The organism is Pseudanabaena mucicola FACHB-723 (assembly GCF_014696385.1).
Taxonomy (GTDB): domain Bacteria; phylum Cyanobacteriota; class Cyanobacteriia; order Pseudanabaenales; family Pseudanabaenaceae; genus Pseudanabaena.
This window is the reverse complement of the sequence record NZ_JACJQB010000005.1, coordinates 62,159-78,609: the sequence shown is the minus strand read 5'-3', so window position 1 is coordinate 78,609 and position 16,451 is coordinate 62,159. Positions and strand designations below refer to the sequence as shown.

At 44.1% G+C, this 16,451-nt stretch carries 9 protein-coding genes; 5 read left to right on the top strand and 4 right to left on the bottom strand.

The features are described 5' to 3' along the window. The first annotated feature begins 15 nt into the window (after window positions 1-15). The 4 genes from H6F41_RS04600 to H6F41_RS04585 all read left to right on the top strand — a co-directional run bounded on the left by H6F41_RS04600 (window position 16) and on the right by H6F41_RS04585 (window position 6,889). Window positions 16-2,076, top strand: coding sequence for a M48 family metalloprotease (locus tag H6F41_RS04600; protein WP_190402302.1), 2,061 nt, complete (start codon window positions 16-18; stop codon window positions 2,074-2,076). A gap of 70 nt (window positions 2,077-2,146) precedes the next feature. Further along, window positions 2,147-3,430 carry a Glu/Leu/Phe/Val family dehydrogenase gene (locus H6F41_RS04595; RefSeq protein WP_190402301.1) on the top strand — a complete coding sequence of 428 codons (1,284 nt, stop codon included), beginning with the start codon at window positions 2,147-2,149 and terminating at the stop codon, window positions 3,428-3,430. A gap of 245 nt (window positions 3,431-3,675) precedes the next feature. Further along, window positions 3,676-4,437, top strand: coding sequence for an oxygen-dependent tRNA uridine(34) hydroxylase TrhO (gene trhO / locus H6F41_RS04590; RefSeq protein WP_190402300.1), 762 nt, complete (start codon window positions 3,676-3,678; stop codon window positions 4,435-4,437). 139 nt (window positions 4,438-4,576) lie between these two features. Next, complete coding sequence (locus H6F41_RS04585) at window positions 4,577-6,889, top strand: serine/threonine-protein kinase (RefSeq protein WP_190402299.1); 2,313 nt, start codon at window positions 4,577-4,579, stop codon at window positions 6,887-6,889. A gap of 120 nt (window positions 6,890-7,009) precedes the next feature. Here the strand turns inward: H6F41_RS04585 and H6F41_RS19230 are convergent, their stop codons facing one another. From H6F41_RS19230 to pds, 4 genes are all read right to left on the bottom strand, one after another. Next, on the bottom strand, window positions 7,010-12,124 hold the full coding sequence (locus H6F41_RS19230; RefSeq protein WP_190402298.1) for a translocation/assembly module TamB domain-containing protein: 5,115 nt from the start codon (window positions 12,122-12,124) through the stop codon (window positions 7,010-7,012). Window positions 12,125-12,247: 123 nt separating this feature from the next. Further along, window positions 12,248-12,931 (bottom strand): two-component system response regulator RppA, encoded by a 684-nt coding sequence (gene rppA / locus H6F41_RS04575; RefSeq protein WP_190402358.1) that lies wholly within the window; start codon window positions 12,929-12,931, stop codon window positions 12,248-12,250. A 12-nt stretch (window positions 12,932-12,943) separates the two neighbouring features. Next, window positions 12,944-13,831, bottom strand: a complete 888-nt coding sequence (locus tag H6F41_RS04570) for a phytoene synthase (RefSeq protein ID WP_190402357.1) — start codon at window positions 13,829-13,831, stop codon at window positions 12,944-12,946. Between the two features lie 4 nt (window positions 13,832-13,835). Further along, window positions 13,836-15,287, bottom strand: a complete 1,452-nt coding sequence (gene pds / locus H6F41_RS04565) for a 15-cis-phytoene desaturase (protein ID WP_190402297.1) — start codon at window positions 15,285-15,287, stop codon at window positions 13,836-13,838. Between the two features lie 236 nt (window positions 15,288-15,523). Here pds and menA point away from each other — a divergent pair, with 236 nt between their 5' ends. Continuing rightward, window positions 15,524-16,441: a 2-carboxy-1,4-naphthoquinone phytyltransferase gene (gene menA / locus H6F41_RS04560; protein ID WP_190402296.1), complete on the top strand. Its 918-nt coding sequence runs from the start codon at window positions 15,524-15,526 to the stop codon at window positions 16,439-16,441. The last annotated feature ends 10 nt before the right edge of the window (window positions 16,442-16,451 follow it).

Sequence of the window (16,451 nt, the reverse complement as noted above, 5' to 3'; positions counted from 1 at the left end):
GACTAAGGTGAAATCATGTCCCTCAAAGCTGGCAAAGAAGCCCTATTGCGAAAGCATTACACCGAAGCGATCGCAATTTTAACGGAGTATAGTCAATCCTCTAAAAATACTAGCTCTAAGGAATATATACAGGCGCAAATTTGGTTAGTCTCAGCCTATAAAAAAACAGGACGTGCGGATAAAGCGATCGCAATTTGTGACCAGCTCACCACATCAGATGATCCCCAAATCCAGACTTGGGCGCACAAGTCTCTAATTACGCTCAAGGCGACTCTTGAAGCTCCTGCGGATGATCGAATTAGACGTAATGAAGATGTTGCTTCGGTCATTAAGTCTGATCCACGGCGCTACCGCAAAAATAACGTTACCCTTGCTTTACCATCTCGCTATAGCTATTTTTTAATCGCGTCAATGATCGTCACGATCCTGAGCATCATTGGCTTGCAGTTTTTAGCTAGTTACGGAATTTCGCTGATCTTTACCGATTATTTCTCAGATGCGTGGATCAAAATAACAGCGATCGCAGCAGGGATATTTAGCATCCTGTTGTTCTTTATGTCGCCATGGATTATTGATATTACCCAAAGGCAATATCACCGTATTCAATGGATTACCCTTGCGGATTTAGATCTAAAAAGCCCTGAATCCGTGGAAGTGATTGAGAACTTTTGCGATAAATATAATATTTTTGTGCCGCGCTTGGGATGGATCGAAGATGAGGCTCCCGTTGCTTTTACCTATGGCGTAATCTCCAACTCAGCGCGAATTGTGGTTAGCCGAGGTTTGTTTAACTGTCTAGATGATGACGAAATTGCCGCAGTCTATGCCTATCAATTGGGGCGGATTCGCAACAAGAGTTTTGCCGTACTTACCTTTGTTTCCGCACCTGTGCAGGTTCTTTATTACATCTATGTACTGCTGAGTCGCCAAAGCTACCGCGCCAAGAGTGCCAAGCAAATTTGGCAAGTGTTCGCAACCTTGGCAAAGGCAATCTATGGTCTCAGTAATTATTTGCTGATTTGGCTCTCCCATGCCAGTACGATCGTCAGTGATCGTTTTGCGGCGGCGGCTACAGGCAATCCCAATGCCCTCGCCCGTGTCTTGCCCAAAATGGCGCGGCAAATGTTGCCCTACAATCAACCTGCGATGCCCATTAATCGTTTACTAGAGTCTACAAGGGCTTTAGGAATTTGCGATCGCCAAACGATGACAGCAATCGGGATGGCAATGGAAATTGCTCATGTCGGACAAACTGACCAAGATCCCTACCGTGTATTTCTTTGGGAATTGTTCAATCCTTGGCGGCGTTGGCTGGAAATCCATTCCACCCATCCGCTAGTTGGCAAACGCTTAAAATTTCTGGCGGGATATTCTAAACAATTAGGACTATTGACGGAATATGATTTTGCCGAGCTACTTAAGGAAGAAAGAAAACTCAATAAAAAGCGGCTTTATCAAAACTTTTGGCGTGATTTATTGATTCAAGTATCGCCAGCGATTGGCGTTGCGATCGCAATTATTGCCAGTCATTTACTATCAGAACTATATAACCGATGGCTATTGACTAGTCTGTTATTAATTGGATTAGGGCTAGGATTTATGCTACAAGGCAGTTTGCGCTATCCTGATTTTCGCCGCGTTGCCGATACAGATCTCGTGAGCCTTTTGATTGATCCCTATGCCAGTTATGTCCAAGGCTCTCCTGTACAGATTCCGGGAGAATTTCTTGGTTATGGAACCGATGAGTTCTACATTGGCTATTCTTTGCGACTAGAAGATCAAGGCGGATTAGCCTTCTTAAATTACATTCCCAACTTCCGTCAATGGATTATTGATCCTTCCAATACGATTAGAAACCTAGAGATGCTTTGCGATCGCTCGGTGATTGCCACAGGATGGTTTCGCCGTGGCAAGTTCCCGATCATCGATTTATCGACATTACAACCAATTGCGGAAGATCGCCCCAAACAACGTGCTTCCTTAACCAGCTATCACCAATTTTGGAATAATATTGGAAGTTCCTTGTTGGTATTAATCGGACTATCAACCTTAATGCTAACATCACGAATATTCTAATCAGAGATTGCACTGCCCGCTATGCGGGCGGTGCAATCTTCTCTGTTTTAACTATTATTTGGAGTTACTTGTGTCCGAATCCTTATTCGATCAGGCTAGTGAAAGACTTGCTGCCGCGATCGTCCATGTCGATATTTCTGAAGATGCGATCGAACGATTGAAGTCTCCTAAAGCCTGTTTACAGGTATCAATTCCTGTACGCATGGATGATGGAACCTTGAAAGTATTCCAAGGATATCGAGTTCGTTATAACGATTTGCGGGGACCAACCAAAGGTGGCGTGCGTTTTCATCCTAGTGTCAATATGGATGAAGTCAAATCCTTGGCTTTTTGGATGACGTTTAAATGTGCGGCGGTTAATTTGCCGTTTGGGGGCGCAAAAGGTGGGGTGGCAGTTGATCCCAAGCAACTATCGAAAGCGGAATTAGAAAGACTCAGTCGTGGATATATCAATGCGATCGCAGATTTTATGGGGGCAGATGTCGATATTCCTGCTCCCGATGTGCAGACCAATCAAACAATCATGGGGTGGATGGTTGATGAGTATAGCAATATTCAACGCAAGCTTTGTCCTGCTGCCATTACAGGTAAGCCGATCGCCATGGGCGGCAGCCTCGGTCGCGAAACCGCCACGGGGTTAGGCGCATTTTTTGCGATCGAAACTCTACTGCCTTTACTCAAAATGCAGCGAGAACAGACCACCGTTGCTGTGCAAGGTTTTGGTAATGTTGGCGCTGCGATCGCAGATTTGTTAAGTAAATCTGGCTATAAAGTCGTTGCTGTGAGTGATTCAAAAGGGGGAATTTATGCCAAGCAGGGCTTAGATATTCCCAGCATCATCAGTTACAAAAATTCCACCAAGTCTTTTCAAGCGGTTTACTGTCAGGATTCTGTGTGCAGCATCGTTGAGCATCAAACGATCACCAATGACGAGTTGCTAGAGCTAGATGTAGATATTCTCATTCCTGCGGCGCTAGAAAATCAAATTACCAAGGACAATGCAGCGAACATTCGTGCCAAATATATTTTTGAAATTGCTAATGGCCCCGTAACTCCTGCCGCCGATGCGATTTTGGCGAAACGTAATATCATTGTTTTCCCTGACATCCTGATCAATGCAGGTGGCGTGACCGTCAGCTACTTTGAGTGGGTACAAAATCGGAGCGGCTTATATTGGACAGTGGAAGAGGTGAATGAGCGCCTCAAACAAAGCATGGTTGCGGAAACGATGCGAATTTGGCAAATTGCGAATCAAAAGCAAATTTCGGTGCGAACTGCCGCCTATGTCCATGCTCTCATGCGCCTAAATGAAGTGATTGAGGCAAAGGGAACAAGGGCTTACTATGCGCGTTAACAGCTACAGACATTGCGGCGCAAAGCGCCGCAATGTCTAATCTTTCTCTGAGAAAGGCGTATGTCAGTTAAGGTTTTTACTTTGCGCTATATTTTAACTATAGCTACTGCCAATTGGATTAAGACAAATCAAAACCCAAGAAGTGAGTTGCAGCGCTTCGCGCTGCAACTCGTCTTCTGGTTTTGTGTTCTAACAAAACTGGTGACAGCTATATAGAAATATAGAATGCGATCGCAAATAAGCTAATGAGTCGGATTAAACAACAAAATCGTCTGCAACAACAAATTCAAAATGATACTGAACCCTGCGTCGTTGCGGCTTTTTATCATTTTACAGATTTGCCAGACTATGAGTTATTACGCAATCCCCTCAAAGAATTTTGTGACGCACATCAACTTCGAGGCACAATCCTATTAGCAAAGGAAGGCATCAACTCGACCATTGCAGGTAGCCGTGAAGCCATTGATGCCTTGCTAAATCATTTACGGAGCGATCCCCGTCTTCAGAATTTAGAACATAAGGAATCCTATTGCGAAGGCATTCCGTTTCAACGCATGAAAGTTCGACTCAAAAAGGAGATTGTCACCCTCGGTGTGCCAGATATTGACCCTAGACATCGTGTTGGTCAATATGTTGATCCTAAGGATTGGAATCAACTAATCACTGATCCCGATGTAATTGTGATTGATACTCGCAACAATTATGAAGTGGAATTTGGCACATTTCAAGGCGCAATTAATCCTAATTTAGACGCTTTTGGCGAATTTCCTAACTATGTAAAGGAACAACTTGATCCACAAAAACACCAAAAGGTTGCCATGTTCTGCACAGGGGGGATTCGCTGCGAGAAAGCTAGTGCCTATATGCTTTCACAGGGTTTTAGTGAGGTCTACCATCTTAAAGGTGGCATTCTCAAATATATCGAAGAAGTCCCCAAGGAAGAAAGTATTTGGGAAGGTACATGCTTTGTATTTGACGATCGCGTTAGTATCGACAAAATTCGTTAATGTCTAGTTTGTTAAATGAGCAATAAATTAACTGCTATTGCAATTATAAATATTTTATAATATCCCCATATTTGAGCGTATATTCAAGTGACCTGCTTCCATAGGGCAACCCTAGATAATTTGCAGGAGCGCACCCTAAATGAGTGTGCTTCTACAAACTCAAAAATCTTTAATAGATTTAGGGATACTTACAGCAGATGCGGAAATACGTGCAAACTCCCGTTATTCTTGGCTGAAAATGACTATGCTCGGCAAAACTTTGACTGGGCGCTACAAGATCGTGAAGCGACTTGGGGGCGGCGGCTTTAGCCAGACTTTTATTGCAGAAGATGGCTACTTGCCCGATCATCCTCAATGTGTGATCAAATTGCTCAAGCCTGCATCGTTAAATGGTGACGTTTTAAGAGTTACCAGAGAGCTATTTGATAGGGAGGCGAAGGTACTATATCGGCTCGGTAGACATGATTGTATTCCTAGCCTGCTTGCCCACTTTGAAGAAGACCAAGAGTTCTTTTTGGCTCAAGAATTAATAGAAGGCGATCTCTTGAGCCAAGAAATTACTGGCTCTCGCTGTTTGGGGGAAGAATATACAATTAATTTTTTGTTAGACATTTTACCTACACTAGATTTTGTGCATCAGCAACAGGTCATCCATCGTGACTTAAAGCCTAGCAACCTAATTCGTCGTAAGTCCGATCACAAAATTGTATTGATTGATTTTGGTGCGGTTAAAGAGGTCAGCAATTCCAATATTTTTGATAATCCGTCTAGTTTAGTCATTGGCTCTGCTGGCTATATGCCCAATGAGCAGTACAGTGGCAGAACGATGTTTTGCAGTGACATCTATGCGCTGGGGATTATTGCCATCCAAGCCTTAACAGGGAGAATGCCCGTCCAAATTCCTAGCGATCCCACCACGGGTGAGCTGTACTGGCACAATTTGTTTGAGTTTAATAGTGCTTTCGTTGACATTATTAATAGGATGGTGCGCGTTGACTGGCGACAGCGCTATCAATCGGCAAGTGAGGTATTAGCGGCTTTAGACAAACTACAAATGCGATCGCAAATGTATCCCCCCGCAAATTTACCTTCGATTTTTGACAGCCTTGACTTTAGTGCTGAGCCAGAACCAATCAATCCATTAATTGCCGAAGTTTCTGATGACCTAGAAATGAGTGCTGATCCGACTAGGGCAAAGAAATTGATCTGCCTAGTTTGTACGGGCATTTTAGAAAATGACATCAAGCGTTTAGAAAACTTTAGCTTTGTGGAGTTACTCCAAGATTTATATCAACAATACCCCACCATTGAGTTACTCAAGGAACATTTAGTTAACGCCGTCAAAACCATTGCTGTTCAAAAACAACGTCAATATCTAATCGTTGCCAAACTTGTTTTTCAGCTTGTTTCTAAATTATATAAGCAAACAGAGATCACGCCGAAGTCTGAAGCAGTAGTCCCCCCCGCTAATAATTCTCAAGTATTAAATGAGCCTATTGCTTACGCAGTAAATCATTTAGTAATTAATGCTGACTCCGCACACTTAGTTGCTCCCCTTGCCGAACCCCAAGAGTTACAGGAAGTGATTGCCGAGTCAAACCATCCTGAGCCTGATATCTACGATTGGGTGGCCCATCAAATTGATATTGATGTTCATCAAATGCGCTTAAAAAGATTACTGCTCTACACCTATCAAGATGTTTGGGAAAACGATCTCCGAAACCTTAATAGTATGGATTGGGCAGCATTGCTTAGAGAACTCGTCTCTTTTCTACCTACATTTGAGCAATTGGTATCGATGCTGCAAGAGGCAATTTCGCGGGTGTCTAAACCTGTGGAATATACTGCCATTGGCAATTTGCTACTGACTAAATTAGAGCCGCTATATCCCGATTGCAATAGTTTCCATGGTGATAGCTCCTATGGTTATGTCCTCGAAGATTTCTATGAAAGCGCTGTCGTTGCCAACCAGCCAGAGCCTAACGATCTCAATACCAATCAATGCGATCGCAAAATCCCCTTTGATCCGCAAATTGTTAGCAACCTATTTGATCTGCGCCTCGAACTGATGCGGTTTACCAATGCGATGCGCGCCAAAATTCTATTATTCTCAATTTTGTATTACCCCTTTGATTGCGATCGCGATAATTGGCATGACTTGAGACGGCATACTCTTGATGACTTGATCCGTCAGCTATTTTATAGCTATGCCAGCATTGATAAAGCCGAAAGTGCGATCAGGCAAATTTTGCGATCGCTCAATGACAGTAATGCCTATGAACAGGCTGCCAGCTATATCATCCAAGCGATTAGAGGTCTCTACAGCCATCTCGATACTTTATCTATGCAACATCCCGCTGAATCACAGTCACAGTTTGAACTAGGAGATACGGATTCCACAAAACCAAGTTCGGCTCGCAGTAGTGATGATGAAACCTGTCAATTCTTTTAGATACAGCAAAATATGTTTTGCTTAGGACATAAAACCCCAAGAAGCGAGTTGCGCCGCAACTCGCTTCTTGGCTTTGGGTTTGTACTAGCTAACTCTTTTTTTGCTATATCTAAAAGCGATCTAAAAGCGATTTTCGTATTCAATGGAAATACCTGTACTGCCATTTGTGCCATAGTTACCACGCAAAAGAATATTCGGATCAACGCGATAGCGAATTGAAAAGTTAGTTGGTTGACTAGAATCATTAATTACTCGTTGCAGCGCCACCGAGAAACTATTACTAATATCGATTGCCGCTTCTGCTGATAAACCTAATGCACCTCTAGCACCGCCGCCCTCAGTATTGGTAACGACAGGACTAAGGTTAAACTCAGCCAAATTGAGAGCATCACCCACCGCATCTTGCAAGAAGTTTAAGACCGTACCACCCGCAAAACTTGCCAGTGCCGAGGCAGGGTCTGCCCCTCCCTGTTGCTGTAATACGCCACCACCAATTAGAGCCAGAATTTCAGTTTGGCTACGGGGTGGGCTACTAGATAGACTAATGTCAGGAGCTAAGGCTGTGCCTAGCACCGTCGCTTGGACTCGCAGTGTCCTCTGCGCTCCCAAATTGCTGACGGGAATCTCGTTAGGACTAAATAAATCGTCAGGACGATTTGAATTAATGGGAACACGGGTTGTTTCGGCAACAGCCCCCGCTACCCGCACATTAAGACTGGGATTGAGACCTTGAGAGGGCTTGAACTCCACAAAGTTTTCGTAGGAACGATCAAGGCGAAATCTGGTCGAAATCGCATTAAATTGTCCACGAGAAATCTGGATTTTTCCAGAAGGCTCTGGTTTCTGAAATGTACCATTTACAATCATCGTTCCCTCTCCTAAGAAGTTGAAGAGAGGAAAGCGAGTTACTTGCATATTGCGGAACGTCACGGCAAGGCGATCAAAGGCAATATCACTCAGCCCATCACCGTTTGGTTGATCACCACCATTCACCTCTGCGTCATTGCCAATTACAAAGCGACCTTCATCCAATAGAACTTCACCTGTCAAAATTGGAGTTAGTAAAGATCCTCTAACAATGACACGGGTGTTGAAGTTCTCCGAGCTAATGTCACGAATACTTAGCTTGAGCTTATCAGCGTTAATAGCCAAGGCTTCTGCATATTCTGGAGTTCCTTCTTGCAATAGTTGCTCATCGCTAATTGCTAAAATCCCTTTGAGTGATAATTTACCATCGCTAAAGTTGCTATTGATGTTGCTCACCAAGCGATCGCTAGTGAAGTTAATATCTCCTTGCACCTCTGTAAAATCACCAGGCAATCCTGCAATTCTCACCTTGGCATTATCAACTGTCATCTTACCTGCAATCTTAGGATCTCTAAAAGTGCCATTGGCTCTAAGATTGATGTTGCCCTTGCCGTCCATCCACCGCACAGGCTGATTGAAGATATTGACAAAGGCAATGCCTTCGTCTTTGACATCTAGTTTTACATCAAAATTGCCAAGCACTCCCACATTGCCTGACGCTAAAACACGCTCTTTGCCATCAACCTTCATGTTGGCATCAAAATTTATATTTAATAGCGCATAATTAAATTTAACGGCAATAGAATCAATCGGTTGGCGATTAACTGAGCCATCATTTAAGCTCAGATCACCAGCTATTTTCGTGTCAAGTAGCGTCGTGCCTGTAATCGATAAATTGCCATCGACATTACCTGTTAAATCAAAGGGAATTACACTAAAAAATGGCAATGGGCGCAAAGATTCAATTGGGAAGTTTTTGAGTTCAATTTCGCCGCTTTGTTCACGGATGCGTAATAGAGGATTGCTAGCAGGAGCAAGCCTCAGAAATGCTTTCGTAATTCGTCCGTAGCTCTGATCTGATTGAAAATTAGCCTTTGCGATCGCAAATACGCCATTAAAGTAACGACCTTCTAATTGAATATCATCAATGGCAAATTTGCCATATTCAAAGTTTTTGCCAACTACATCAAATCCTAAGCGAATTCCTCTAGTTTTGTTAAATCCAAACGCAATTTGACCTTGAATATCACCACGGAAATCCGTTAGTGGTGGCAAATTAAAGTTGCGATTAGAGTCAGCAATTTCCTGTTGTTCCTGTCTTAGTTCAATTTGAGTGAGGTACTGAAGTTGTTTGTAGAGAGGTTCACCCAGTAATTTGATCGCTGTTAGTGGTTGCAGATCTGAGGCATTATCTTTCTCAAAACTAAAGCCCTGTGTCACATCAACGAGGTTTGCCCATTGTAGTGTTGCGAACACATCTTGGATTCTGCCTTTAGATACTTCTATGACTCCCGCAAGAGGTTCGTCAATTGCAGGATTGTAGGTCAAACGGAATCTGTAGTCATTATTTATTTCTCCCTGTCTAACACTGACATTCCCATCTTTGATATCAAAGATGCCATTGGCATAATATATTTTAGCAACGGCTTGCTCAGCAATTACCCGACCAAAGCGCGGCCGAGTGATGATCACATCACCAACCGCCGTGGGATTATTGCCAAAGTCCACAACCAGATTGCTCGATAGTTTGCCGCTCACATCATTTTGTCCCGCCAGCGATGCCGCCAAGGCTAGGGGAACATTTGCGATCGCAATTTGGAGACGGTTAGGATTATTGGCAAGGCGTTTACCCGTAGCTGTAGCCTCACCGAGATTAGCATTGAAATCAATTGGGCGAAAGGCACTATCAAAACGGGCGGCAATGCGATCGCGCTTACCGCGTAGATCTACTGTCAAACCTTGGTTGCCGTTAAAGGCAAGATTTCCTTCTAGCCTTGGATCAAAGGCTAATTGATCAATTCTTAAGCCCGCCAAGAGCAGATCGCCAGTGGCTTGCAATACGCTACTAATGCCATTGAGAGTTCCATTAAAATTGAGATTATCCAATTCAATCTGGTTAACCTTGAGGCTCGCAACACGAAGATTTCCAGCTAGTTGTGGAGCTGCCAAATCACCATTAATCGAACCATCAAAATCTAAAGAACCTCTTGAGGGTGCAGTGATTCCTTGTTTGGCAAAACTTGATGCAAAGGAAGCAAGATCCACCCGATCTAGTTGAAGAGCACCTGCAATTTTGAGCTTGTCTATTGCTCCTGAAAGTCTGCCGCGAAAATTTAAAATCCCTGATGCTTGAGCAGGAATGGAACTAGACAGAGAAGCCAACCGATTGATATTCACATTTTGCGAAATCAAATTAAGGTCAATCCCTGCAATCCCTGTGGGCAATTGATTGGGCGCATTGTTGGGGAATGCGAGATCGACCTTGCCATTGGCCGTTAAATAATTGCCCACTTGCAAAGAAGGAACTAGTAAATTCCGCCCATCCCATTTGAGATTAGTCGTGATTAGATCGGGAAGCTCATTAAAGCCCTGTGGCAAGCGTAAATTTCCATCCGCCGTAATATCTGCCAGATTAAATCCGCCCCGATCGCTACGGAGATTGATCAATCCTTCGACAATTCCCTTTTGATTGAGAAAGAATGCCGATAAGGGAATGCCATTACTACTTAGCTGCGACTGCCAAATACCACTGGCAATGTTGTAAGTACCCGCTAACCCAAGTTCGCCAATCGGAAACCGCACTTTGGTATTCCGAATTGTGGCTAGTCCATCAATAAGTAAGACTTCACCCCTAGTAGGATAGCTAGCATTAGGCGCATCAATCTGTGCCAAAATCTGCGGGTTAGATAATGCGCCAGTAATTTCTAAGGTGCTATTTACCTGTCCGACGTTGATTGGTAGTTTCGAGCCATAGAGGTCAGCAAATTTCTCCGCAACACCGACTAGAGTCGAGTTAAATCGAATTTCCGCAGGTTTATCTTTTTTGGGCAAGATAATTTGTCCTGCGCCCGTGAGGGTTGCGCCCGTGGACAATGCTTGAACGCGCTTAATTTGCAATGTATTGAGATCGTTGAGTTCGATGGCTGCCAAAAATCGATCTACAACAATCCGATCAAAACTTACGGTTTTGGGCGTAATTATATTTAGCTTTAGGGATGGCTTTTGGGCAGTGCCAGTAAACTTACCATCTAGCTTTACCTCGCCTGCGATCGCAACGGCAGTTTTGATATCAAAGCTCTCGATAGCTTTAGCAAGATCGATAGCAGGACTGGAAAAATCTAGGTTAAATCCCTTCTGCTCATTGAATGTGCCATTAAAATTAGTTTTCAACAAGCCATATTCAGCCGATAAGTCCTTGATCGTGGCATTCTTGCCATCAAAATTAAACTGCCCCGAAATGCCCGTGATGTTTTTGGTCAGTTGGGGAGACTTGACCACCCCATCACTAAGTTGAGCATTAATCGCAATGGTGGGTGCTTCTTGCTCAGCAATAATCGAAATGGTCGCCTCAGTATTCAGTTTACCCTGCTTAATTTCTACGGGGGCATCAATCGCAAAGCCTTGGATAGCAGCAGCTTGTAAGTCCTGTGATTGGATTTTGATCGTGCCTTGCCCTTTAGTTAAATCCCAATCCAGATTAAAGCTAACATTGCCTTGGTTACTATCTTTAGCTGCATTAGCCGTTGCGATCGCAGTCTTGAGTTGAGCAGGATCGGGGGGTGCTGCAATCGCCGCCAAATTGGGTAGGGTCACACGACCTTTGCCACTCATCTGCAAACTTTGATCATTGAGGTTAGCGATCTGCCACTTACTATCAATCTGCATCTGACTGAGGCTAACCAGCTCGCCCTTGGCAATCGTCTGGATAGTTAGCTGAGCATCACTAAAAGTAATTGTTCTCAAGTCAACCAAACCATCCTTAGTTTGAGGTTCGGGTGGCGTGATTTTAGGTAACTGTAAAAATCCAGAAACATCCTGCTTGAGAAACAACTGGGGCTGTTCGGCGATCGCATCTAAACCGATTTGACCACGGGTGAGATAAGTCCAGAGATCAACCTTAACTTCGATTGCCTCGGTTGCTAAAAAATTTGATTCCTCAGCAGTGGGTGGCACAATGGACTTACCAAATCGGACACTTGACCAACCTACCCGTTCGACTTTGCCCAACTGTAAAGGGCGTTTCAATGCCTTGCTCAGTTCAGTTTGCAATAGGGGCGACAGTTGCTCATTCAGAAAATAGCGTCCATACCAGAAAGCACCTAAGCTGGTTGCTGTAAATGCGATCGCAAGACCGACACCCACGCGCCCTAAATTTTTGGCAAGTGTAGATGTAGATGGCTCCTGCGGAGGTAATTGAGCTTGTCCCACAAATTTTCACTCCATTGATGCCCACACGACCTTATTTTTGCACATGTAAGCAATTAGGTCGTTGCAGATTTATACATTAATTTCAGACAATCGCTACTGGATATAATCAGATATTGTCATTGGTTAGCCAAAGCGGTATCCCTTGCCATACACAGTATTAATTAGAGAAATTTGGCGATCGCGATCGATTTTACGGCGCAATAGCTTCACCTGCGCCGCCAAAGCATTGCTAGTAGGAGCATCTTCGCCCTCTTTCCAAATATGTTGTGAAATCTGCTCATGACTCAGCAATTGATTGGGATGCTGCATGAAATATTCTAAAAGTTGATATTCGCGCTCGGTTAATGCGATCGCAACTTGCTGACAATAGACCATTTGGTTATCGCGATCAAGTTCAAGATCCCCATAACTAAGCCGTATCGACTCATTGGGGACGGTGATTGGGGTCGGCGCACGTCGCAATAAAGCCCTGACCCGCGCCAATAGTTCCCGCAATTCAAAGGGCTTTACTAAATAGTCATCTGCACCACTATCCAATCCCGCCACCCGATCATCAAGGGTATCCTTGGCAGTGAGAATCAGCACAGGAGTGCTATCCCCCTGTTGCCGCAATTCACTACAAATATCGACACCCGACTTTTCAGGCATCATCCAGTCCAGAATCAACAGATCATAGTCACCCGTCTGTGCCAAATCCCAGCCAAGATCGCCACTATTGGCGCTATCAACTAGATAGCCTTGATTAGTTAACACCCTTTGCAAAGGCTCTGCCAATTCTTCTTCATCATCGACTAGTAAAATTCGCATCATTCCAGAGATTTACGAAGTTTGAGCCTTTAGCCATGCCCAAGGTAGGGCGAGCATTTTATTGGAAGAAGGCACAAACGCACGACGCTTGAATACTTCATAATTATTGTCTTCAATCGCCTTTAAGATATTGCGATACAAAATCAGCGACGACCATACTGGCCATCTGGCATCGCGGCATAGCGCCGAAATACCGTCTTCTGCATGTTGATAGAACTGTCTTGCCCGTTGGATTTGAAATCGCATCAACGCAACTAAGCGATCATCAACCACACCATTCAATAGATCTTTTTCGGTGTAATCAAAATAATGTAGATCCTCAAGAGGTAAGTAAATTCGTCCTCGCTGAGCATCTTCGCCAATGTCGCGCAAAATATTGGTAAGTTGCATCGCAATTCCTAAGGCGACTGCTGCCTCAGTTGCCGTGGCAATTACCGATGGGTCTTTGGTTTCAAAGCCCATAATTGCCGCCGACATCAAGCCCACAGTTCCAGCCACACGATAGCAATAGAGATACAGGTCATCAAAGGTTTGGTAGCGATCATACTTAAGATCCATCCGCATCCCAGAAATCATGTCCTTAAAGGGCTGAATTGGCATGGGATATTGCTTCACCGTATCGGCTAGGGCAATATCTGAGGCATGAACTGGCTCACCACGAAATGTTGCCTCCAACTGCTTCTCCCAGTTAAAGAGCGTTTCTGCATCGGTGGTATCCGCCTGCATCCCATCAACAAGCTCGTCGGTACGCCGACACCAAGCATAAATCGCCCAAGTGGCTCGTCGCTTAGCTTCCGACATCAGCATCGTCCCAAGATAAAAGGTCTTGGCATACTTAGCTGTGATGCAGCGACAAATCTCATAGGCTTCATCCAGATTGACTGGCTGACGCATTCCCATTGGCTTAGGCAGTGACGACAGATGGATTTGACTGGTTTTCGTTAGAGGTTCGACCAAGGACTTTACTTCCAGAAGATTGACTTGCGTTTAGACTTGCGTTATGGATTTCCTGTGCTGTTAGCTTACCAGAAAGTACAGCCCCTTCCATACTGCCAAAAAAGGGCTGAGCTGTATAGCTACCTGACAAAAAGAAATTTGCGATCGGTGTTGCTTGTTGCGGACGGAATTGCTCACGGTTAGGAGTGGCAGTATAAATCGATCGTGGAGTCTTAACGACATGCGACTTTAAGACCTTGGCAGGACTGGGGAGGTGCTGCGGAAATAGTTTGGCAAGTTCATTTAACGTTGCTTCAACAATTTCACTATTGGGGCGATCGATCCAGTCGGCAGCAGGAGCAAATACTAGCTCTAGCATGGACTTGTCGGGGTCAGCATATTCTTTGCAAGAGTTACTCATATCCGAGTAAACACTTAGCAAGGGGGATCGCGAAAATAGGGTGTGATCAATATCTGTAAGTTTGCGATCGAACCAGATCTGCACACTAATTACAGGTACACCTTCGAGATGATCTAGCTGTTTGAAATAGGGCAATTCTTGCCAGTTTGCAGGAATATAATTTTTAAAGGCATCCACGGACATTGCCGAAACGTAAGCATCAGCAACAATTTCACGACTAGGTGAACCATCATTACCTTGAACGATCAATTTTTCAACATTGCCATCTTGATCGGTGACGATTTGCTTAAGAGCCACACCTGTATGCACTTCACCGCCGCGTGCTACCACATAATCTACGATCGGCTGGCAGAGGCGTTCAGGGGGTGCGCCATCGAGATAGGCAATTTTGGAGCCATCTTTTTGTTGCAGAAACTTGTTGAGGGCGCGGAGGGGAATCGTTGCCGAAATCACATCGGGATCGATAAATTTAAGCGACTTGCAAACGGCAATAAAAATATCGGTGGTAATGTCCTTACCAATGCCGCGCATTTCTAGCCATTCCTCGAAGGTATATTTGTCCATCGAGACAACATAGTCGTCACCGCGAATAATTGCAGGAATCAGCCCGATCGCAAATCGAATCTTTTGATTCCAAGTCAGCATGTCATTGTTGCGGAGAATCGAAACAATGATATTGAGGGGAGAGGGGATATCGGGTACATCAAACCATGAAAGCACTCCTGGCTTTTCAGGTTGGTTAAAAATTAAAGCATGGCGCTTCCATTGCAGGCGATCGAGAATATCTAGCTCCCCCATCAATTGCAACATATTCGGATAAGCACCAAAAAAGTTATGTAACCCTGTTTCGATCCAGTCGCCATCGGCATCTTTCCATGCAGCAACTAGACCACCGAGAACGTTACTGCGCTCTAGCAAAATTGGCTCATGCCCCAAATCGGTTAGGTATTTGGCACAGGATAAACCTGCCAACCCTCCTCCAGCGATCGCAACGCGCATATTCTCTCAATACCTATATGTTTAAATTTTTACGCTTGTTTCTTTACATCTTACTTTGCAAAGCTTAATAATTCACTAAAATTTAGAAGCAATTCTTATGCACTCAGACGTACTTTTGCGATCGCAAGTCTAATCAACCTCAGCCAAGTATTACAAATCCCAAAATTACAAGCCCCTTAGACTCTCGATCTCTAGTTTTGAGCTAAGATTGCGATCGCAAGTTTATTTCTAGCAATATGGTCAAAAGCCTCGAAATTGAACCTCAGCAGTCATCTCCGCAAGCATCCCGCAAATTATGGATGGCGGCGATTAAGTTTCCTATGTACAGCGTCGCGATCGTACCGATTGCCACTGGTACGGCGGTAGCTTATCGCAACGTCGGGACGATAAATTGGGGCATTTTTATCACATTTCTAGTTTCAGCGGTTTTGATTCTTGTCTGGGAAAATCTCTGTAATGACGTTTTTGATGCGGAAACAGGCATCGATGTCAATAAAGCCCATTCAGTAGTTAACCTGACAGGCAGAAAAAACTTAATCTTTGCGATCGCAAATCTATGTTTACTATTTGGCATTAGTGGCGTATTTGCAATTTCATGGCTACAGCAAGATATCGTTGTGATTAGCTTGATTGCAATCTGTTGCTTGTTGGGCTACATGTATCAAGGCCCTCCATTTCGCTTGGGATATCAAGGCTGGGGAGAATTTTTATGTTTTTTTGCCTTTGGACCTCTAGGGGTTTCCGCAGCTTACTACAGTCAAACTAAATCTTGGTCAGTTGGTTCCATCGCGGCGGCAATTATCATTGGCATTATTACTAGCCTGATTTTGTTTTGTTCGCACTTTAATCAAGTTGATGATGACCTCGCCGCAGGTAAGCGCTCTCCCGTAATCAGGCTCGGCACTAAACTTTCAGCGCAACTCTTACCTTGGATTTGTGGCATGATTTATGCGGTTACCATAATTGCGATCGCTATGAGCTTTTTTCCAATCTGGACTGCGATTGTATTGATCAGCTTACCGATCGCATGGAAACTCTGCACATTCATTGGCGAAAATCATGAACGTACCGAACTATTACTAAATTGTCGATTTATTGCTGTCGCTCTCCATTTTGCCGTTGGTTCATGCCTGAGCATCAGCCTAATTTTTTAAAATTACAATC